Annotated in this window: 17 protein-coding genes; 9 read left to right on the forward strand and 8 right to left on the reverse strand. The window is 73.6% G+C overall.

Annotated features, from left to right (window positions below; translation table 11 throughout):
* Positions 1-125: 125 nt before the first annotated feature.
* The 3 genes from ACFZA0_RS24850 to ACFZA0_RS24860 all read right to left on the reverse strand — a co-directional run bounded on the left by ACFZA0_RS24850 (position 126) and on the right by ACFZA0_RS24860 (position 6,327).
* Positions 126-2,345 (reverse strand): NADP-dependent isocitrate dehydrogenase, encoded by a 2,220-nt coding sequence (locus ACFZA0_RS24850; protein WP_391020788.1) that lies wholly within the window; start codon positions 2,343-2,345, stop codon positions 126-128.
* 193 nt (positions 2,346-2,538) lie between these two features.
* Positions 2,539-3,708 carry a mechanosensitive ion channel domain-containing protein gene (locus ACFZA0_RS24855; RefSeq protein WP_391020790.1) on the reverse strand — a complete coding sequence of 390 codons (1,170 nt, stop codon included), beginning with the start codon at positions 3,706-3,708 and terminating at the stop codon, positions 2,539-2,541.
* Positions 3,709-4,047: 339 nt separating this feature from the next.
* A complete protein-coding gene (locus ACFZA0_RS24860) occupies positions 4,048-6,327 on the reverse strand; it encodes an oligopeptide/dipeptide ABC transporter ATP-binding protein (protein ID WP_391020792.1) in 2,280 nt (759 codons plus the stop codon).
* Positions 6,328-6,921: 594 nt separating this feature from the next.
* On the opposite strand from ACFZA0_RS24860, the gene ACFZA0_RS24865 reads away from it, so the two are divergent.
* The 3 genes from ACFZA0_RS24865 to ACFZA0_RS24875 all read left to right on the forward strand — a co-directional run bounded on the left by ACFZA0_RS24865 (position 6,922) and on the right by ACFZA0_RS24875 (position 9,374).
* Positions 6,922-7,665 (forward strand): DNA polymerase ligase N-terminal domain-containing protein, encoded by a 744-nt coding sequence (locus tag ACFZA0_RS24865; protein WP_391020793.1) that lies wholly within the window; start codon positions 6,922-6,924, stop codon positions 7,663-7,665.
* 20 nt (positions 7,666-7,685) lie between these two features.
* Positions 7,686-8,645 carry a non-homologous end-joining DNA ligase gene (gene ligD, locus ACFZA0_RS24870; protein ID WP_391020853.1) on the forward strand — a complete coding sequence of 320 codons (960 nt, stop codon included), beginning with the start codon at positions 7,686-7,688 and terminating at the stop codon, positions 8,643-8,645.
* 87 nt (positions 8,646-8,732) lie between these two features.
* A complete protein-coding gene (locus tag ACFZA0_RS24875) occupies positions 8,733-9,374 on the forward strand; it encodes an endonuclease (protein WP_391020855.1) in 642 nt (213 codons plus the stop codon).
* 113 nt (positions 9,375-9,487) lie between these two features.
* On the opposite strand, the gene ACFZA0_RS24880 is transcribed toward ACFZA0_RS24875, so the two are convergent.
* Positions 9,488-10,402 carry a lysylphosphatidylglycerol synthase domain-containing protein gene (locus ACFZA0_RS24880; protein WP_391020857.1) on the reverse strand — a complete coding sequence of 305 codons (915 nt, stop codon included), beginning with the start codon at positions 10,400-10,402 and terminating at the stop codon, positions 9,488-9,490.
* A 405-nt stretch (positions 10,403-10,807) separates the two neighbouring features.
* Here ACFZA0_RS24880 and ACFZA0_RS24885 point away from each other — a divergent pair, with 405 nt between their 5' ends.
* Positions 10,808-11,206, forward strand: a complete 399-nt coding sequence (locus ACFZA0_RS24885; RefSeq protein ID WP_391020795.1) for an acyl carrier protein — start codon at positions 10,808-10,810, stop codon at positions 11,204-11,206.
* Here ACFZA0_RS24885 and ACFZA0_RS24890 read toward each other — a convergent pair.
* Positions 11,157-11,825, reverse strand: coding sequence for a TetR family transcriptional regulator (locus tag ACFZA0_RS24890; protein ID WP_391020797.1), 669 nt, complete (start codon positions 11,823-11,825; stop codon positions 11,157-11,159). The two genes, ACFZA0_RS24885 and ACFZA0_RS24890, sit on opposite strands and share 50 nt — an antisense overlap.
* 109 nt (positions 11,826-11,934) lie before the next feature.
* Here ACFZA0_RS24890 and ACFZA0_RS24895 point away from each other — a divergent pair, with 109 nt between their 5' ends.
* Positions 11,935-13,422, forward strand: coding sequence for an MFS transporter (locus ACFZA0_RS24895; protein ID WP_391020799.1), 1,488 nt, complete (start codon positions 11,935-11,937; stop codon positions 13,420-13,422).
* 107 nt (positions 13,423-13,529) lie between these two features.
* Here ACFZA0_RS24895 and ACFZA0_RS24900 read toward each other — a convergent pair whose 3' ends face one another.
* A complete protein-coding gene (locus ACFZA0_RS24900; RefSeq protein WP_391020801.1) occupies positions 13,530-14,663 on the reverse strand; it encodes a MerR family transcriptional regulator in 1,134 nt (377 codons plus the stop codon).
* A 245-nt stretch (positions 14,664-14,908) separates the two neighbouring features.
* Between ACFZA0_RS24900 and ACFZA0_RS24905 the strand changes: the two genes are divergently transcribed.
* The 3 genes from ACFZA0_RS24905 (at position 14,909) to ACFZA0_RS24915 (ending at position 16,635) form a co-directional block, all read left to right on the forward strand.
* On the forward strand, positions 14,909-15,649 hold the full coding sequence (locus ACFZA0_RS24905; protein WP_391020803.1) for a dienelactone hydrolase family protein: 741 nt from the start codon (positions 14,909-14,911) through the stop codon (positions 15,647-15,649).
* 188 nt (positions 15,650-15,837) lie between these two features.
* Positions 15,838-16,257, forward strand: coding sequence for an aspartate 1-decarboxylase (panD, locus tag ACFZA0_RS24910; RefSeq protein ID WP_391020805.1), 420 nt, complete (start codon positions 15,838-15,840; stop codon positions 16,255-16,257).
* Positions 16,258-16,278: 21 nt separating this feature from the next.
* Entirely contained in the window at positions 16,279-16,635 is a 357-nt protein-coding gene (locus ACFZA0_RS24915; RefSeq protein ID WP_391020807.1) for a GNAT family N-acetyltransferase, read from the forward strand.
* Between the two features lie 520 nt (positions 16,636-17,155).
* Here ACFZA0_RS24915 and gndA read toward each other — a convergent pair.
* Entirely contained in the window at positions 17,156-18,595 is a 1,440-nt protein-coding gene (gene gndA, locus ACFZA0_RS24920) for an NADP-dependent phosphogluconate dehydrogenase (RefSeq protein ID WP_391020809.1), read from the reverse strand.
* Positions 18,592-18,765 (reverse strand): hypothetical protein, encoded by a 174-nt coding sequence (locus tag ACFZA0_RS24925; protein ID WP_391020811.1) that lies wholly within the window; start codon positions 18,763-18,765, stop codon positions 18,592-18,594. The genes gndA and ACFZA0_RS24925 overlap by 4 nt, the downstream gene beginning before the upstream one ends.
* 213 nt (positions 18,766-18,978) lie before the next feature.
* Between ACFZA0_RS24925 and ACFZA0_RS24930 the strand changes: the two genes are divergently transcribed.
* Positions 18,979-20,274: a transglycosylase family protein gene (locus tag ACFZA0_RS24930; RefSeq protein WP_391020813.1), complete on the forward strand. Its 1,296-nt coding sequence runs from the start codon at positions 18,979-18,981 to the stop codon at positions 20,272-20,274.
* Positions 20,275-20,308 lie beyond the last annotated feature (34 nt).

A 20,308-nucleotide genomic window follows, 5' to 3' on the forward strand; every position in this document is an offset into this window, starting at 1 on the left:
CCCCGGCCGGGCACGGTGCCGGTCGGGGCGTGGACGAACTCGGGCGGGGCGGGGCCGGGCGCCGGAAGGCGCGGACGCGGGGGCGGCGGCCCGGGTACGCGACCCGGGCCGCCGCCGGTCCCGCGTCAGCTCAGCGACGCGAGCGCCTCGTTCCAGGTGGCGGACGGACGCATGACCGCGGCGGCCTTGGCCGGATCCGGCTGGTAGTAGCCGCCGATGTCGACCGGCTTGCCCTGGACCGCGATCAGCTCGTCGACGATCTTCTGCTCGTTGGCGGCGAGCGTCTCGGCGAGCGGCGCGAACGCCTTCGCCAGCTCGGCGTCCTCCGTCTGCTTCGCCAGCTCCTGCGCCCAGTACAGGGACAGGTAGAAGTGGCTGCCGCGGTTGTCGATCTGGCCGACGCGGCGGGCCGGCGACTTGTTCTCGTTGAGGAACGTCGCCGTCGCGCGGTCGAGGGTGTCCGCGAGGACCTGCGCGCGCCCGTTGCCGGTGGACTTCGCGAGCTGCTCGTAGGACGGCACCAGCGCGAAGAACTCGCCGAGCGAGTCCCAGCGCAGGTAGTCCTCCTTGACGAGCTGCTGCACGTGCTTGGGCGCGGAGCCGCCGGCGCCCGTCTCGAAGAGGCCGCCGCCCGCCATCAGCGGGACCACCGACAGCATCTTGGCGCTGGTGCCCAGCTCCAGGATCGGGAAGAGGTCGGTGAGGTAGTCGCGCAGCACGTTGCCGGTGACGGAGATGGTGTTCTCGCCGCGGCGGATGCGCTCCACGGACAGCTTCGTGGCGTCCTCGGGGGACAGGATGCGGATGTCCAGGCCCTCGGTGTCGTGCTCCGGCAGGTACGCCTTGACCTTCGCGATCAGGTTGGCGTCGTGCGCGCGGCCCTCGTCCAGCCAGAACACGGCCGGGTCGCCGCTCGCGGCGGCACGCGTGACGGCGAGCTTGACCCAGTCGCGGATCGGCGCGTCCTTGGTCTGGCAGGCGCGGAAGATGTCACCGGCCGAGACGGCCTGCTCGATGACGGCGTTGCCCGCCCGGTCGACCAGCCGCACGGTGCCCGTGGTGGGGATCTCGAACGTCTTGTCGTGGCTGCCGTACTCCTCGGCCTTCTGCGCCATGAGGCCGACGTTCGGGACCGAGCCCATGGTCGACGGGTCGAAGGCGCCGTGGGCACGGCAGTCCTCGATGACGGCCTGGTACACACCGGCGTAGCTGCTGTCCGGGATGACCGCGAGCGTGTCGTGCTCCTGGCCGTCCGGGCCCCACATGTGGCCGGAGGTGCGGATCATCGCGGGGATCGACGCGTCGATGATGACGTCCGAGGGGACGTGCAGGTTGGTGATGCCCCGGTCGGAGTCGACCATGGCCAGCTCCGGGCCCTCGGCCAGCTCCGCGTCGAAGGACGCCTTGATCGCGGCGCCCTCCGGCAGCGACTCCAGGCCCTTGTAGATGCCGCCCAGACCGTCGTTCGGGGTCAGACCGGCGGCGGCCAGCTCGGCGCCGTACCGCGCGAAGGTCTTCGGGAAGAAGGCGCGCACCACGTGACCGAAGATGATCGGGTCGGAGACCTTCATCATCGTGGCCTTGAGGTGCACGGAGTACAGCACGCCCTCGGCCTTGGCGCGGGCGACCTGCGCGGTGAGGAACTCGCGCAGCGCGGCGACGCGCAGCACGGAGGCGTCCACGACCTCGCCCGCGAGCACCGGCACCGACTCGCGCAGCACGGTGACCGAGCCGTCGTCGCCGGTCAGCTCGATGCGGAGCACGTCGTCCTCGGCGATCACCGCGGACTTCTCGGTGGAGCGGAAGTCGTTCTCGCCCATGGTCGCCACATTGGTCTTGGACTCGGGGGTCCAGGCGCCCATGCGGTGCGGGTGGGTCTTGGCGAAGTTCTTCACCGAGGCCGGGGCGCGGCGGTCCGAGTTGCCCTCACGCAGGACCGGGTTCACGGCGGAACCCTTGACCTTGTCGTAGCGGGCGCGGATGTCGCGCTCCTCGTCGCTCTTGGGGTCGTCCGGGTAGTCCGGAAGCGCGTAGCCCTGCTCCTGGAGCTCGGCGACGGCCGCCTTGAGCTGCGGGATGGACGCCGAGATGTTCGGCAGCTTGATGATGTTGGCCTCGGGCGTCTTCGCCAGCTCGCCCAGCTCCGCGAGGGCGTCGGCGATGCGCTGCCCCTCCTGGAGGTACTCCGGGAACACGGCGATGATGCGCCCGGCCAGCGAGATGTCACGGGTCTCCACCGTGACACCGGCCTGCGAGGAGTACGCCCTGATCACCGGCAGCAGCGAATACGTCGCCAGTGCAGGGGCCTCGTCAGTGTGCGTATAGATGATGGTCGAGTCAGTCACCGGATGCTCCGCTCCGCTTCTGCACTTGTGCAACATTGCTCGACATCAAGATATCTCCTGACCGGGGATGCGGGGTCGCCGGGCCGCCGCCGGTTCTCCGCCGCCCCCGGGAACCGCTGTGAGCTGCCTGTACGGGACACCGGGAGCGGGGCCGCGAGAACCGGGCGGGGCGGCCGGCACCCCGGCCGCCCGCTCACCTCCCGTCCGGCTCCCGGTGCCGCCGCGGTCGCGGGCCGGGGGCCCGCTCGCCGCGCTGCACGGGTATGGCGCCCTCGGGCAGGTCGGCGGGCAGGTCGGCGGGCAGGTCGGCGGGCAGCTCCGCGGACCCGCCGGTGGCGGCCCGGTGCAGCTCCACCCGCTGCGTGGGCGCGGGGATGTGGATGCCCTCGGCGCGGTAGCGCCTGTGCAGGCGTTTGATGAACTCGTGCTGGATCCGGTACTGGTCGCTGAACTCGCCCACGCCCAGCACCACGGTGAACCCGATCCGGGAGTCGCCGAACGTGTGGAAGCGGACGGCGGGTTCGTGGTCCGGGACGGCGCCGGTGATCTCCGCCATCACCTCCGCGACGACCTCGGACGTGACCTCCTCCACGTGTTCCAGGTCGGCGTCGTAGCCCACCCCCACCTGCACCAGTACGGTCAACTGCTGTTCCGGGCGGGTGTAGTTGGTCATGTTCGTGCCCGCGAGGCGCCCGTTGGGGATGATGACGAGGTTGTTGGAGAGCTGCCGTATGGCCGTCTGCCGCCAGTTGATGTCCTCGACATACCCCTCCTCGCCGCTGCTCAGCCGGATGTAGTCGCCGGGCTGGACCGTCTTCGAGGCGAGGATGTGCACGCCCGCGAAGAGGTTGGCGAGGGTGTCCTGGAGGGCCAGGGCCACCGCGAGGCCGCCGACGCCGAGGGCGGTCAGCAGCGGCGCTATCGAGATGCCGAGCGTCTGGAGCCCGACCAGGAAACCGATCGCGAGGACAACGACCCGCGTGATGTTCACGAAGATCGTGGCCGAGCCCGCGACCGCCGACCGCGACTGCGTCACCGCGCGGACCAGCCCGGTGATCACCCGGGCAGCGGCGAGCGTCACGACGACGATGAGCAGGACGGTCAGGCTCTGGCTGATGTGACGGCGGACCGTGCCGTTGAACGGCAGCACCGCCGCGCCCACCGCCGCGCCGCCCGTGATCGCGACCCACGGCACCACCGTGCGCAGGGCGTCCACGAGGAGGTCGTCGCCGCCCCAGCGGGTGCGTTCGGCGTGCCCGCCGAGCCAGCGCAGCAGCATCCGCAGCAGGAAACCGGCGAGCAGCCCCGCGGCGAGCGCCGTTCCGGCGAGCACCAGGTCGTCCACGGTCGGCGTGCGGTTCACCGGCGCGCTCCGGTCGTCGGACGGCCCGCGGCGGGCACGTGGCGTGCGCGGGAGCCCCGCCCGCACTGCTCGGACGGCCGGATGTGAGGTCTTGTCAACGTTGTCCCCTGCTCGGTTCCCGGTGGTGCCACCGCGCGCGCCGAGCACCCCGAGGGGCGTCCGACCTGCGCGAAGGATCATCCTGCCGTATGCGCGCCGGGAGTTCGTACCGGGAACAGAGGTACGGGCGGACGGCGGAGGGGAGTTGCCGCGTTCAAACCGCCGACGGGCGACGGGAGGGGGCACGGGACCGCGGACCCGGCGTGGCACCGGCCGGTTGCGTGCCCCGTGCCGCCGCCCTCACGCCCCCGTCTGCCTGCCGGGCGGTGCCGTGCGCGAGCGTTCCTTGATGCCCGGGTCCGCGCGCAGGTGCTCGCGCGGCGCGCCGCTCTGCGGGAAGTGGCACGCGACCGTGTGCGTGCCGGGATGGTTCACCACCAGCACGGGAGGCAACTGCCGTGCGCAGCGGCTCTGTTGGGACGGCGACAGGGTGGCCAGGGCCGGGCAGCGGGACAGGAAGGCGCATCCGGCGACGTCCGGCGGACCGGGCGGCGGATCGCCGGGCAGCACGGTCCGGCGCCGCGACCGCTCCACGACGGGGTCGGGCAGCGGCACCGCCGCGAGCAGCGCACGCGTGTAGGGGTGCCGGGGCCGCTCGAAGACCTCGCCGACCGCACCGGTCTCCACGGTGCGGCCCGCGTAGAGCACGGCCACCCGGTCGGCGAGGTACCGCACCGCCGCCAGGTCGTCGGAGGCCAGCAGGAACGTCCGGCCCGGCTCCTGCCGCAGCCGCAGCAGCATCTCCAGCAGCGCGGCCCGCGCGGAGATGTCCGGCGCCCTCAACGGGTCGTCCAGCAACAGCAGTTCGGGTTCGAACGCCAGGGCACGGGCCAGCGCCACCTGGCCGTGCGCGCCCTCGGGGAGGCTGCGGGCGCGTGCCTCGGCGTGCGCGGCGTCCAGGCCCACCGCGAGCAGCAGTTCACGCACGCGTGCCTCGACGACGGCCGGCGGCGTGTGCCGGGCGAGCAGCCGTTCGGCAACGATGTCGGCCACGCGGGCGCGGGGGTCGAGGCCGTGCCGCGCGTCCTGCGGCACGAGCTGGACGACCCGGCCCAGACGCCGCGCGGTGCGCCGGGACAGCGTCGCGACGTCCTGCCCGAGCACGTCGACGGCGCCCGCCTCGGGCACACCGAGCGAGGCGACCGCCGACAACAGGGTGGACTTCCCGGCCCCCGACTCCCCGACCAGCGCGACGGTCTCGCCGCGCCGCACCTCCAGGTCGACGCCCTTGAGGGCGGGGGCGAACGCGTCCCGGCGGCCCCAACGCCCGTGCGCCGCGTACGACATGTGCAGATCCGCGACCCGCAGGACCACCTCCGGGCCGTCCGCGAAGGACACGGTGGTGAGCGGCGTGCGCGGCGGCCCCCCGCGGGCGGGGCGCGCGGCGTGCGTCCCGGACGGCGGGAAGAGCTCCGCCGCCGTCCGGTGCCGCAGCACGGCGGACCGGCGGCAGGCCGCCTCGTGCGCGTCGACCCCGGCGAGACCCGCGCGGGAGGGGCTGTCCACGCCGAGCAGGGCGGGCGGCGCCGCCTCGCACTCCGGCTGGGCGAGGGGGCAGCGCGGGGCGAAGGCGCAGCCGTGCGCGGCGGCCTCCGGCACCGCCCGTGCCCTGGCGCCCGCCAGCGGCCACGGCCGCGGTTCCGCGTCCGTCCCGGAGCCGGGGGGCGCCGTGCCCGGCACCGGGGTGAGGGGCGGGTGGGTGTCGAGCCGCGGCACCGACCCGATCAGCCCCACCGTGTACGGCATCCGGGGCCGCGAGAACACCGTCTCCACCGGGCCGGTCTCGACGACCCGTCCCGCGTACAGCACGGCGACCCGGTCGGCCAGACCGGCCACCACACCGGGGTCGCCGGTCGCCAGCAGCAGGGCCGCGCCGGTCTCCCGCCGGGCGGCGGCGAGGGCCTGGAGCACCTGCGTCCGCACGGTGACGTCGAGGCCGGCGACGGGCTCCTCCGCGACCAGCAGGTCGGGTCCGCCCGCCAGGGCCAGCGCGATCATCGCCCGCCGCCGGTCCGCGGCCGACAGCGACCGGGGGAAGGACCGCGCGACCGCCTCCGGCTCGGACACCCCCACCAGGTCCAGAAGTTCGACGGCCCGGCGCCGCGCCCGCACGTGCGGTGCCCGGCCGCCGTCGTGGCCCGGCGCCGCCCTCCGGCCCTCGTACTCCCCGACGGCCGCGGCGATCCGGTCGCCGACGCGCCGGGCGGCCGGGAAGAGCGGCCGCTCGTCCTGGAGCACGAAGCCGATCCTGCCGTCCGGCCCGCTGTCCGGTTCCGGTGCGGACAGCGGCCGGGCCGGGCCGCCGAACAGGCTTGTGGAACCGTCCACTTGGCACCCGTCCGGCGCCAGCCCCACGGCTGCGAGGGCCGCGAGGGTGTGGCCCGACCCCGACTCGCCCAGCAGCGCCAGCACTTCACCGGCGCGCAGGGTGAACCCGACGCCGTCCAGGGCGAGTACCGGCGGCCGTCGCTTCGCCACGACGGTCACGGTCAGGCCCCGTACCTCCATGACGGTGCTCACCGGACACCCGCCCGCCCGGATCCACGTGCGCCGCTCCGGCGTCGCGACCGGGGGAACGGCGCACCGCACTCCGGGCACACGCTGGTCACGGCGGGCATGGGAACTCCTCTGGGTGCGCGGCGAACGGTTCCGGAGCGGGGCAGGGGGCGGGGCGGGGCGGGGCGGACGCGCGGCGTGCGATGCGGTCCCGTGCCGCGGGGCGGTGATCGCGACGGGCCGGTGACGTAGGGAAACGGCGAGGTGGCTCACGGTGATGCGTGGCGAGGCGTGCGCCCGGCGGCCCGTTCCCCCTTCCGGCCCCCCGGCCCCCGTCCGCCCGGCGGCGGACCCACCACGATGTTAGGCCGCCCTCACCTCCGCGCACGGCCGTTCCGGACTTTGGTGCGCGGTACCGCGTACCGTCGACGCGCCTGTAGACGCCGAGGTCACCGTGTGTCCGGCCGGCCGGTGGCCCACTCGTGCGGCGCGGCGGGCAGGGGCCCTGCGTACGACCCAGCGTGGCGCGGAAACCTGGTGGGAGCCGGGTAGGACGGGCGCGGAAGGGGTACCCCGGGCAGCGGAGCGGCTGCTTCCGTACGGCTCCGAGGAGGTGCCATGGCGGCGAAGGGGACGGCCGAGGGAACGGGAGAGGGCTCCCTCACGCGGTACCACCGGCGGCGGGACTTCTCCCGCACCGCCGAGCCGCGGGGGAAGCCGCGCCACGGGACCGAGGGGGACCAGCGGGGCGAGGCCGTGGAACGCGCCGGTGAAGGGCCCGGCGACGGAAACCGGGCGGCCTCTTTCGTCGTGCAGATCCACGACGCGAGCACCCTGCACTTCGACTTCCGGCTGGAGGCCGACGGCGTACTGAAGTCGTTCGCCGTGCCGAAGGGGCCGTCCGACAATCCGCGCGAGAAGCGGTTCGCGACCCCCACCGAGGACCACCCGCTGGAGTACCGGACCTTCGAGGGGACGATCGCGGCGGGCGGATACGGCGCGGGCACGGTGATCGTCTGGGACGAGGGCACCTACCTCAACACCACCACCGACCGACACGGCAAGGACGTCCCGCTCGCCGAGGCGCTGGACCGCGGCCACGCGTCGTTCCGGCTGAACGGCCGCAAGCTGCACGGCGGTTACGCGCTGACCCGTATCCGCACGGCGGCGCAGGAGGGCCGGGAGGCATGGCTCCTGGTCAAGGAGGCCGACGGCCGCGCGGGTGCCGCCGGAACCCCGGACCCGCGCCGGGCGCGCTCGGCCCGCACCGGTCGCACCCTCGGGCAGGTAGCCGCGGAGGAGACCGCGAAGGGCGACGCGGGCGGGAATGCGCGGGGGAACGCGGAGGGCGGGCGCCGATGAGCGGCACGAAGGGCGCGGGCATGAGTAGGGGCGACGGCGACGGCAAGGGCGGCGGCGGGGCGAAGCGCGTGCGGGTCGGCGGGCGCACCGTGTCCGTCAGCCGCCCGGAGAAGATCCTCTTCCCGGCGGACGGCGCGCCGGGCGGCGGCGTCTCCAAGGGCGACCTCGCCGACTACTACCGCAAGGTCGCCCCGCGGATGCTGCCCCACCTGCGCGGCCGTCCCCTCATGCTGGAACGCCACCCGGACGGGATCGACGGCCCGGCCTTCATGCAGAAGGACGTGCCGGACCACTTTCCCGACTGGGTGCACAGGGCCCAACTCCCCAAGGAGAACGGCACGGTGGCCTACGTTCTCTGCGACGACACCGCCACCCTCGTCTACCTCGCCGGACAGGCGTGCACGACCCCGCACCGCTTCCTCTCGAAGGCGGACCGCCCCGACCACCCCGACCGCCTGGTCCTCGACCTGGACCCGCCCGGCGACGACTTCGGTCTCGTGCGCGCGGCGGCGCTGGGTCTGCGGGAACTGCTGGACGAACTGCGGCTGCCGTCCCTCCTGATGGCCACCGGCTCACGCGGACTCCACGTGGTGGTGCCCCTCGACCGCCGCGAACCCTTCGACGACGTACGGGAGTTCGCCCACGCCGTCGCCGACGTCCTCGCGGCCCGGGACCCCGACAGGCTCACCACCGCGGCCAGGAAGAGTGCGCGCGGCGGCCGGCTGTACCTCGACGTGCAGCGCAACGGCTACGCGCAGACCGCCGTGGCGCCGTACGCCGTCCGCGCGCTGCCGGGCGCTCCGGTGGCGGCGCCGCTGAGCTGGGCGGACCTGGACGACCCGGGGCTCACCGCGCGCCGCCGGACCCTCGCCGACGTCGACGAACTCCTCGAAACGAACCCGTGGCGCGACCCGCCCCGCCCACGCTCCCTGGGAGAGGCCCGCCGCCGCCTCGCCGCTCTGCCGGGGCGGGCCGACTGAGCGCCCTCCGGCCGACCTTCCCGCTGACCGTCCCGCCGACCGACCGGCATCCCCACCGCATCCGGACAAGGGGCAGAAACGATGACCATGTCGCGTACGAAGCCCGTGAACCTGCTGCTGGAGCGGTACGGGACGACGCATGCGGAGGAGGCGGGCGTCCGGCTGCGGAACACCCCCGCGCCGCTCTACCAACTCCTCACGCTCTGCGTCCTGTTCTCGGTCCCCATCAGGGCGGACATGGCGGTGGACGCCGCGAGGGAACTGTCGAGGGCGGGACTGCGCACACCGGCGTCGATGGCGCACGCCTCCTGGCAGTACCGGGTGGACGCGCTGGTGCGGGCGCACTACCGCCGTTACGACGAGAGCACGTCCACCGCGCTGGGCGAGGGCGCCCAACTCGTCCTCGACCGCTACAAGGGCGACCTGCGGCGGCTGCGGGAGGCGGCCGGCGGCGACCCGGTGCGGGTGCGCGAACTGCTCCGGGAGGTACCGCGGATCGGACCGGTGGGGGCGGACATCTTCTGCCGGGAGGCCCAGGGCCTGTGGCCCGAGCTGCGCCCGGCGTTCGACCGCAGGGCCCGAAGTGCGGCCCGGGAGCTGGGACTTCCGACCGCGCCGGAGGAACTCGCGGACCTGGTGGACGCCGCCGACCTGCCCAGGCTGGCGGCAGCACTGGTGCGGGCGGGACTGGCCAAAGAGGACACCGCGCAGGTGCTCAGGGCGGGTTGAGGGCACCGGGCGGCGACGCTTCGAGGCGCGGACGGCCGGGGGTGCGGACAGTCAGGGGCGCGGACGGTCGGGAGCGCGGACAGCAGGTGGCGCGGGAGGTCGCGCCGCCCGGCTCAGATCACCCTGAGCCGCACGAGCAGCCCCAGCGTGAGCGCGCCGGGCACCAGGGGCAGCCAGACGGTGATGAGGCGGAAGAGCAGGACGACCGCGGTCGCCGTCGCCGTGGGGCTGCCGGTCGCGACCAGGGTCACCACGAGGGCCGCCTCGACCGACCCGACGCCGCCGGGGGTGGGCACCAGTGCGACGGCGACGGTGGCCGCGAGATAGGCGAGAGCCAGATGCGCGGGCGGCACGGACAGGCCGAGCGACCGCCCCACGGCGGTGAGCGCGGTCGCCTGAAGGGCGGCGAAGGCGAACGAACCGCCCCACAGCGCGAGCGCCCGCGCCGGGCGCAGGTGCACGGACCGGGCCTCGGCCAGTGCGCCGCGCACGAAGTCCCGGACGTGACGGCGCACGCGCCCCACACGCATGACCGTGACCGGTGCCACCACCGCGAGGGCGGCCGCGCAGACCGCCACCGGCCCGAACAAGCCCTGAGAGAAGCCTCCTTGGGGCAGCATCGGGCCGAGCCGCAGTGCCCCGGGGAAGGCGACGAGCAGGACGGCCAGCAGCCCGAGCCGGCCCACCGACTCGGCCAGCAGGAACAGGGCGAGGGCGGCGGACGAGCGGGCGGCCGGCACGCCGCACACGGTGAGGAACCGGAGGTTCACCGCGGTCGCGCCGAGCCCGGAGGGCAGCATGTGGTTGGCGGCGCCGGCCGCGAACTGCGTTGCCAGCAAACGCCGTCCGGGCAGCCGCTGGACGACGGCACCCTGGCGGGAGAAGGCCGCGGCGACCCACGTCAGGCAGGTGGCACCGACGGCGACCAGCAGCCAGGGCCATGCGGCCGATCTCAACTGGCCCAGCCCGTCGGCCAGTACGGCCCGGTGGCGTACCGCGACGACGGCCACGGCAACCGGGGGGAGCAGACAGAGCAGCCGGCGGACCGGCACCCGTCGGCCCGGGAACGGGCGGATCGGGAACCGGCGGGGGAGCCGCGGGCGGGGGAGCTGGACGGCAGTCGCGTTGGTCGTCACAGTCGGAGAGGCTCTCCACGCCGTCCCAACTGCGGGTTGCCCGAGCGCGGCGGTCACCTTAAGGACGCGGGCCGGGGAGACGTCACAGGGCGCGGGACGACGAGAGCGCGGCCCGTCCTGTCCAAAAATGTTCGCCAGGTCGCAGTAATTGAGCGTGAAGAGTCGTTACCCCTGCAATTGAAGATCGTTCTTCGCTCGACATTGTGTGTCTCGCGAAGGGCTGGTCGACGTGTGATGGATACGGACGCGAACACGGATGCGAACACGAACGCTGACGCCGAGTATCGGGTGAGGCGGATGCTGACGGACGACTTCGGCGTCGCACCGCACCGCATCGAGCCGGACGCCCTGCTGCACGAACTGTCCCTGCACTGCGTGGCCGTGGACGAGTTGCGCCTGCTCGCCGAGGAACTCTTCGGTCTCGACCTCGACAGGACGGCCATCACGCCGCGCGACACGGTCGGCACGCTGGTCCGGGTCATCGGGGCGGGGGTGGCCGGCAACGCGTCGGCCGGGCCGCCGACGCGCCCCGAACGACCGGCACGGCCGGTGCGGGCCGGGCGATCCGTGGGGTCCGCCTGGTGGACCTGGTGGATGCGGTGGGCACTCAGGGTGCGGCGGGTGCGCGACTCGGTTGCGCGCCGCGTCAGTTGTCGTCGCGGCCGGACGAGGGCGGCAGGTCCAGAAGGGACCTGACGGCCTCCTCCAGTGCCGTGCGCAGATCACCGACGTCCGCGGAGGCCAGCGGCTCGACGGGTGTCATAGTGCGCAGCGCGACGACGCCGCTGAACATGGCGAGCACCAACTGGGCACGCAACTGCGCCGCTTGACCGTTCCCGTCGGGATCTCCGTCCCCGGCCCCGCACTTGCCCCCGTCCGTGTCGGCGGACGCGTTCGTGCGGAGGGCGGCGATGCGGGTCGCGGCGGTGCTCATGGCCGACGCCCGGAGTTCCCGGACCTGTTCGTCCGCGCTGCTGTCGCGCAGCAGCAGAAGCATGGGATGGACCCCGAACTCGGGCCACGCGTCCGGGCGCAGGCCGTCGAGGAAGTCGCCCACGACCTCCTTGGGCGAGGTCTCGCCGTCGGCCACGGGGTCGGGCGACGCGGCCAACACGGCCTGGAACAGGCCCTGTTTGCCGCCGAAGTACCGGTTGATGAGCATCAGGTTGACCCCCGCGTCGCCCGCCACGTCGCGCGTCGTGGTGCGGTCGTACCCGAGGACGGCGAAGCGCCGCCGGGCCGCGCGCAGCAGGGCCAGGCGGGTCGCTTCGGCGTCCCGGGGGCGGGGCTGACGGTCCGTCGGGGAGGGGTCCATGCCCCCATTGTCGCCGATGTAATCGATCGATTGACTCGGGTGTGCACCGTCCATAGAGTCCAGGGGTGCAATCGGGGGAGTGCCCGATTGGGGACGGGTGGGAGGGCGCATGACCGAGACTCCGGCAGGTCTGGAGCACCGTTCGGCGAAGGACGGCGGAGGCCCGGACGGCTCCGGGCTGAACGTGAACCTCCAGATCGTCGCGGTGGGGCTGGGGGCGCTGGCGGCGGCGCTGGCGCAGACGCTGATCATTCCCGTCCTGCCGACCCTGACCGCCGACCTGCACACCTCGACGGGCAACGCGCAGTGGCTGCTGACGGCGACCCTGCTCGTCGCGGCCGTGTCCGTGCCCGTGCTCGGCAGGTTCGCCGACATGTTCGGGCGGCGCCTGGTGCTCCTCGTCAGCCTCGGCGGCCTCGCGGTCGGCTCGGTGATCGACGCGCTGACCTCCGACTTCGGGGTGATGCTCGTGGGCCGCGCGGTGGCCGGGCTGTCGGCGGCGTCGATCCCGCTGGGCATCAGCCTGCTGGCCATCGTCCTCCCGGCGGAGCGCCGCGGGTCGGCGACCGCGCTCACCAGCGCCATGCTCGGGATCGGCAGCGCCCTCGGCCTGCCGCTGGCCGGCCTGATCGGGGACAACGCCGACTACCACGTCCTGTACTGGATCGGAGCGGGCGGCGCGGTGGTCAGCGGCGTGCTGATCGCCGCGCTCGTCGCGGAGCCGCCCGCCGCCCGCGAGCGTTCGATCGACTGGGCGGGCATCGCTCTGCTCGCCGTCGGCCTGACCTGCCTGATCCTGGGCATCTCCCAGGGCAGTTCCTGGGGTTGGGGCTCCGGCCGGATCCTCGGCCTGTTCGCCGTCGCCGTCGTGGCACTCGCCGCACTGACCAGGGTCGAGCTCCGGGTGACCAATCCACTCATCGACATGTCGGCACTGGCACGGCCGCCCATCGCGCTGACGAACATCGCGGGCATGTTCGTCGGGTTCGCCCTGTTCGCCAGCTTCACCGGCACCTCGTCGTACGTCCAGGCGCCGGAGGCCACCGGCTACGGCTTCGGTTCCACGATCCTCACCGCGGGGCTGTGCCTGCTGCCGAGCGGCCTGCTCATGCTGGTCCTCGCCCCGATCGCGGCGAGGTTCATCGGAAGCTGGGGCCCGGCCAGGGTCCTCGCGCTGGGCGGCGCGGTGATAGCCGCCGGTCTGGTGTTCCGCATCGTCGCCGTCGACTCCCTGTGGGAGGTCGTCGTCGGGACCTCGGTCGTCGGCGCCGGCACCGGGGTCGGCTACGCCGCTCTCCCCTCCCTGATCAACCATCACACCCCGGCGGCCCAGCTCGCCGCCGCGAACGGGATCAACGCCCTTGCCCGCAGCCTCGGCAGCTCGCTGGCGAGCGCGGTCGGCGGGGCGCTCCTGACGGCGATCACGATGAACGTCGGCGGCCACGAACTTCCCTCGCTCGGCGCCTACCGGGTGCTGTTCGCGGTCTGCGCGGGCGCGGCTCTCCTCGCGAGCGCCGTCGGACTGACCATCTCGGCGGGAGTCCTCACCCGCGAACCCGACGGGAGCGGCGGCGCCGAGCCGGCACCGGAGGCGTGAACGGGGCAAGGTCGTGAGGGTGCGGTCGTCGACCGGCGATCCTGGCGGTGACCGTCGTCGCCGCCCGGCCGGTGGCCGACGCGACCGGGCACGCCGACCCGCGCGGGCTACGCGTCCAGCCTGACCGGCATCAGGAGGGAGTACGCCCCGTCGTCGCCGGGACGGCGGATCACGACAGGGGCGGTGGGCGCGCCGAACTCCAGCGTCAGCCGGTCGCGGTCGCCCGCGGTCAGGGCGTCGAGCAGGTAGCGCCGGTTGAGGGCGACCTGGTCCGGGTCGTCGTCCCCGTCCCCGCGGAGGGTCACCGTGTCGTCCCCCCGCACCTTGAGGACGCTGAGGTCGTGCCCGTCGGGCTCTTCGGTTCGGACCGGGCCGGTCTCCAGTGCCTCGCGCAGGGCGGCCGTGCCGACGACGACACGGCGCCGCCCCGTGCCCGTTGCCGTGCTGGTCTCCGTGCTCGTTTCCGTGTCCGTGCCCGGGTCCGGGAGGAGACGGCGGTAGTCGGGGAACCCGCGGCCGACGCACCCGCCCGCCACCTGCCGGTCCCCGGCCTCCAGGGTGACGCGGTCACCGTCGAGGGAGAGCCGTACCGTCCCCTCGCCGTCGAGCAACGCCCGCATGGCGTCGGCGAGTTGCGTCGGTACGACGGCCTGGACCCGGGGCGCTCCCTCGTGCCCCGCGGCACCGGTCGTCGCGACAGCCAGGCGGTACCGGTCGGTGGCCACCAGGTGAAGGTTCTCGCCCTCCGCGTCGAGCAGGATCCCGCGGAGCACCGGCAGTTCGGGGTCCGTGCTCACCGCGAACCGGACCGCGTCGAAGGCGGCGGCCAACGAAGGTGCGGAGCAGGACAGTTGGGCCGCGTCGAGGGGGCGGCGTGAGGTCATGGCGTTCTCCCGTTGGTCGAGTTCGGCTCGGAGTGCGGAGAACTCGGTGCGCGTGTCCGACAGTTGGCGCTCGACTCGCGTCAAGTGACCGTCGAGCAGTTTGCGGACCAGGCCGGCGTCCGCGCCGGACCAACTGGCCAGCACCAGACGAATGTCGGCCAGCGGCATCGCGGCCCGCCGCAGCCGGGCCAGCAGCCGGGCCTCGGCGAGCTGTCCCGGTGCGTACCAGCGATAACTGCTCACCGGATCCACCCAGGCCGGAACCAGCACCCCGGCACGGTCGTAGAACCGCAGGGCGCTCACCCCGAGCCCGCTGTCCCGTGCGATCTCCCCGATGCTGCGCATCTCGCTCTCCACGACGCAGACTCTGTCCCCTGCACAAGGTCGAGGGTCAAGCCGGGTGCGCGGCCCGCGGCGGACGGGGCCCCGCGGCAACCCGTTGGCGGATCGCGGCGCGCGTTGCTAGCCTTCCGGAGGCCGTGCAGGAGAACGAGGAGGTGGTACCCGTGAACGTATCGACATGGGTGCTCCCCTCCGGGGTCATGGTCGGGCGATAGGTCGTCCGGGAGCGCCGTTTCAGCGCATTCCCGAAAGGCACGACCATGCAGTTCACCTCCGAACAACGCCTCGACGACGCCGTCCTGGAGCGTGAGTTCACCCTCGGCGACATTCCCGGCATCCTCTGGACGCCCGCGTCCGCCCCCGTCGATGCGCCGGTGCCGCTGATCCTCCTCGGGCACCCCCCGCTCGGCCTGCGCAGGATGTACCCCCGGCTGCTGGACCGGGCCCGGCAGGCCGTGGGGGACGGGTTCGCCGCGGCGACCGTCGAACTCCCCGGCGCCGGTGACCGGCCCCGGCTGGCCGCGGTCGACGAGGCCCGTGCGGCCATGCGCCGGGCCGTCGAGGCCGGCGAGCCGGTCGGCGACGAGACCGTCGACGCGCTCGTCCTCCCGCTGGTCGAACAGGCCGTCCCGGAATGGCGGGCCGCCCTGGACGCCCTCCTCCAAGTGCCCGGCATCGGCGGCCCGGTCGGGTACTCGGGGGGAGTGATCTCCATCGGCATCCGGCTCGCGGCGACCGAGCCCCGCGTCGCCGCCGCCGTGTTCTTCGCCGGGAGCTTCGTGCCGCGCGCCATCGTCGAGGAGGCCCGGCGGGTCACCGTTCCGCTGCACGTCCTGTTGCAGTGGGACGACGAGGGCAACGACAGGCAGGCGGCCCTCGACCTGTTCGACGCCTTCGGCTCCAAGGAGAAGACGCTTGAGGCCAACATGGGCGGACACACCGGCGTCCCGCGGTTCGCCGGCGACGCCGCGGCCCGCTTCTTCACCCGGCACCTGAGCTAGCGACCCGCCGTCCGCCGCCGCCCGCCGCAGGCGGCCCGGCGGCGGACGGCCCGTCGTCGGCGCGCGGCCACCGGAGCCGGGCCGGGATCGGCGGAGCAGGTCCTCCACGGAGCGCCCCCTTGTAAACTGCGGACACAGCCCTTGACCCGCACAACGCGGGCAGGGAGCCGACCCGCAGGAGCAATCACATGCTGCGCACCATGTTCAAATCCAAGATCCACCGTGCCACCGTCACCCAGGCCGACCTGCACTACGTCGGGTCCGTGACCATCGACGCCGATCTGCTCGACGCCGCCGATCTGCTGCCCGGCGAGCTCGTGCACATCGTCGACATCACCAACGGGGCCCGACTGGAGACGTACGTCATCGAGGGGGAGCGGGGGTCCGGTGTCGTCGGCATCAACGGGGCCGCCGCACACCTCGTGCATCCCGGCGATCTGGTGATCATCATCAGTTACGCTCAAGTGACCGACGCCGAGGCGCGGTCCCTGGAGCCCCGGGTCGTGCACGTGGACGCCGGCAACCGGATCGTGGCACTCGGCGCCGATCCGTCCGCGCCCGTACCCGGCTCGGACCAGGAGCGCAGCCCGCAGGCCGTGCCGGCCTGAGCGACGACCAGGAGCGTGACCGTGAGCGACGTGAGCGACGACATCGAGATCCGCGACGACAGGGCCGCCGGCCGCCTCGAGGCCGTCGCCGGTGGTGAAGTGGTCGGTCACGTCGAGTACTTCGTGCTCGACGCGCCGCGCACCGCGTTCGTGCCCGTGCACACCATCGTGGAGCCCGCCCACGAGGGGAAGGGCATCGCCGGTTCCCTCGCCCGGGACCTCTACCGGCGCGCCGCCGCCGAGGGTGTCGACGTCGCCCCGCTCTGCCCCTACGTCGTGAAGTGGGCCGCTCGCCACCCCGACGAGGCGCCCGCGGCCGATCCCGAGCTGCTCGACGCCGCGCTGGACTGGCTGGCGGCCCACCCCGGCCGCTTCTAGGCGACCCCCCGCGGCCTGCCGCCGGGTGGACGCGGTACGACCGCCCTGCCGGGTGACTGGCGGGGCGGGTGTCGGGTACGCGGGGAGTAGTCCAGGGCGACCTGGACCTACTGGCTGGAGGTTGTCATGACGAGCCCGTTCCCCGACCCCGTACCGCCCTCGCCCACGCCGGACCCCGGGCCGGGGGAGCCGCAGCCGCCGTTCCCGGAGCCCGTTCCGCCGGGGCCGCTGCCCGGACCGACACCCACCCCGGGCCCGGACCCGACCCCGTTCCCGGGGCCCGACCCGACGCCCGGCCCCGGTCCCACGCCCGGCCCCGACCCGACTCCGGGTCCCGGTCCGAGCCCGGACCCGGTGCCTCCGAGCCCGGTGCCGGAGCCCTCGCCGTCGCCGATCCCGCCGGGCCCCGAGCCGACGCCGTCCCCGGAGCCGGGACCGCCGCTGCGCTGACCGCCCCGCGCACGCCGGTGGCCCGCCCCGACGAGGGGGCGGGCCACCGGCGTGTCCGCGCGGACCTCGTCTACGCCTCGACCTCGGAGCGGTCCCCGCCCCACAGCGTGTGGAACGACCCGTCCCGGTCGGTGCGCCGGTAGGTGTGCGCGCCGAAGAAGTCGCGCTGGCCCTGGGTGAGGGCCGCCGGCAGCCGCTCCGCGCGCAGCGCGTCGTAGTACGCCAGCGCGGCCGCGAAGCCCGGGGTCGGCACGCCCTGCCGGGTCGCCGCGACGAGGACCTCGCGCCAGTCGTCCTGCGCGTCCGCGATCTCGCGGGCGAACGTCTCGTCCGACAGCAGGCTCGGCAGGTCCGGGCGCGCGTCGTACGCCGCGCGGATGCGGTCGAGGAAGGCCGCGCGGATGATGCAGCCGCCGCGCCAGATCGACGCCGTCGTACCGAGGTCGATGTCCCAGTCGTACTCGTCGCTGCCCGCCGTGATCTCGTGGAAGCCCTGCGTGTACGACACGATCTTCGACGCGTACAGCGCCTGCTCCACCCGGTCGGCGAAGGCCGCCGCGTCCGCCTCGCCGAGCCGCGACGCCTTCGGGCCGGCCAGCCCCTTCGACGCCTCCCGCAGATCCGCGTGGCCCGACAGCGAGCGCGCGAAGACGGCCTCCGCGATGCCGGACACCGGAACGCCCAGGTCGAGGGCGATCTGCACGGTCCAGCGGCCGGTGCCCTTCTGCTCGGCGCGGTCCAGGACCACGTCCACGAACGGCTTGCCCGTCGCCCCGTCCACGTGCGACAGCACCTCGGCGGTGATCTCGATCAGGTACGAGTCGAGACGGCCGGTGTTCCAGGTGCGGAAGATGTCCGCGATCTGCGCGGGGGAGTACCCGGCCACGTCCCGCAGCAGTTGGTACGCCTCGCCGATGAGCTGCATGTCGGCGTACTCGATGCCGTTGTGGACCATCTTGACGAAGTGGCCGGCGCCGTCCGGGCCCACGTGCGTCACACAGGGTGCCCCGTCGTCCGCCTTCGCGGAGATCTTCTCCAGCATCGGACCGAGGGCGTCGTACGACTCGGTCGAGCCCCCCGGCATGATGCTCGGGCCGTTCAGCGCGCCCTCCTCCCCGCCGGATACGCCCATGCCGACGAAGTGGACGCCGTGCTCGCGCAGCTCGCGCTCCCGGCGCCGGGTGTCGGCGAAGTGCGCGTTGCCGCCGTCGATGATCATGTCGCCGGGTTCCAGGAGCGGTGCGAACTCCTTGATCACCGCGTCCGTCGGGTCGCCCGCCTTGACCATGACGACGAGCCGCCGCGGCCGCTCCAGCGCCGCCACGAACTCCTTGGCGGTCTCCGCCGCCACGAAGTCGCCCTCGTCCCCGAACTGCTCCACCAGTTCCTGCGTGCGGGAGGCCGTCCGGTTGTGCACGGCGACGGTGTACCCGTTGCGTGCGAAGTTGCGGGCGAGGTTGCGGCCCATGACCGCGAGCCCCGTGACGCCGATCTGGGCTGAAGTGCTCATACCGCCTGCTCCTCGAAGATCGAGTGGATCGAGTGGTTCGAGTGGTCCGGGTACTGCCGGTGGTGCCGGTGGTGCCGGTGGTGCCGGTGGTGCCGGTGGTGCCGGTGGTCCTGCCGTGCCGTCGGTCCTGTGGCGCCGGCCGCGATCGCCGGTATCGTCCCCCCGTCCATCCTGACGCGCCCCCGTGGCGACCGCACATCCGAACCACCGCACCTCCATACGCACGGACGATGCCCGGCGCCTCACCGCGGGCGCCGAAGATCCGGCCAACTGAGGTTTGGAATCGGCCACTTGGGTAGGGCGAGCGGCTGATAGCCGTCTTGTCACGGCCTGTTCGGGGCGCTTACTTTTGCCCCTTCTGACGCACATCGAGGGGACTCCTCATGGCGATACGGGGACGGCACCGCCGGTACCAGCCGAACAGGATCAACCGCGCCTCGCTCACCGTCACCGCGGGCGGCGCCGGCATCGCTCTTCCGCTCATGGGGGCCGGCACGGCCCACGCCGCCGACGTGGACACCTGGGACAAGGTCGCCGCGTGCGAGTCGAGCGGCAACTGGTCGATCAACACGGGCAACGGCTATTACGGCGGGCTCCAGTTCACCCAGTCCACCTGGGAGGCGTACGGCGGCACCGCCTACGCCGCGCGCGCCGACCTGGCCACCAAGGACCAGCAGATCGCGATCGCCGAGAAGGTGCTCAAGGGGCAGGGCCCCGGCGCCTGGCCGACCTGTTCGGTCAAGGGCGGCCTCACCACCGGCGGCGGCACCCCCGACATCCACCCCGAGGGCTCCTCCGGCAAGACCGCCCAGTCCAGTGGCAAGTCCGGTACCAAGTCGGGTGGTTCGGGCTCGGCCAAGAGCGGTGGCACGGCCTCGCCCGGCTCCGCGAAGACGTCGGCGCCCGCGAAGTCCGCCAGGTCGGCCAAGCCCGACGTGAAGCCGCAGACCACGCCCCAGGCGCGGGCCGGCACCACGTCCATGTACACGGTGGTGCGCGGCGACACCCTGTCCGGCATCGCCGACAGCCACGACGTCAGCGGCGGCTGGCACAGCCTCTACGCCGGCAACCGCACGACCATCGGCTCCGACCCGGACCTGATCCTGCCCGGCCAGCACCTGAGCATGAACGCGAGGGCCACGTCGGCCAAGTCGTCGACGGCCACGAAGTCGTCGACGGCGACCAAGTCGTCGGCACCCGCGAAGAAGACGGCGCCGAAGAAGTCGGAACCCAAGAAGACCTCGTCCTCCGCGACCACCAGGAAGACCACCCACGGCACCCTCGTCGCCCCCGTCTCCGCGCCGGTGGGAACGGCCTACCACGCCAGTGGATCGTCCTGGTCGAAGGGCTACCACACGGGCGTCGACTTCCTGGCGCCCACGGGGACGTCCGTGAAGGCGGTCGGCGCCGGGACGGTGGTGACCGCCGGCTGGGGCGGCTCGTACGGCTACCAGGTGGTCATCCGCCACGCCGACGGCCGCTACACCCAGTACGCGCACCTGTCGGCGATCTCCGTCAGGGCGGGCCAGGCGGTGTCCGAGGGCCAGCGCATCGGCCGCTCCGGAGCCACCGGCAACGTCACCGGGCCGCACCTGCACTTCGAGGTGCGCACCGGTCCCTCCTTCGGCTCCGACATCGACCCGCTGGCCTACCTGCGGGCCCACGGCGTCAAGGTCTGACACGACGCGCAGCGTGCGGTCCGTGCAGTCCGTG

This window comes from Streptomyces sp. NPDC008150, assembly GCF_042956945.1.
In the GTDB taxonomy this organism is placed as follows: Bacteria; Actinomycetota; Actinomycetes; order Streptomycetales; family Streptomycetaceae; genus Streptomyces.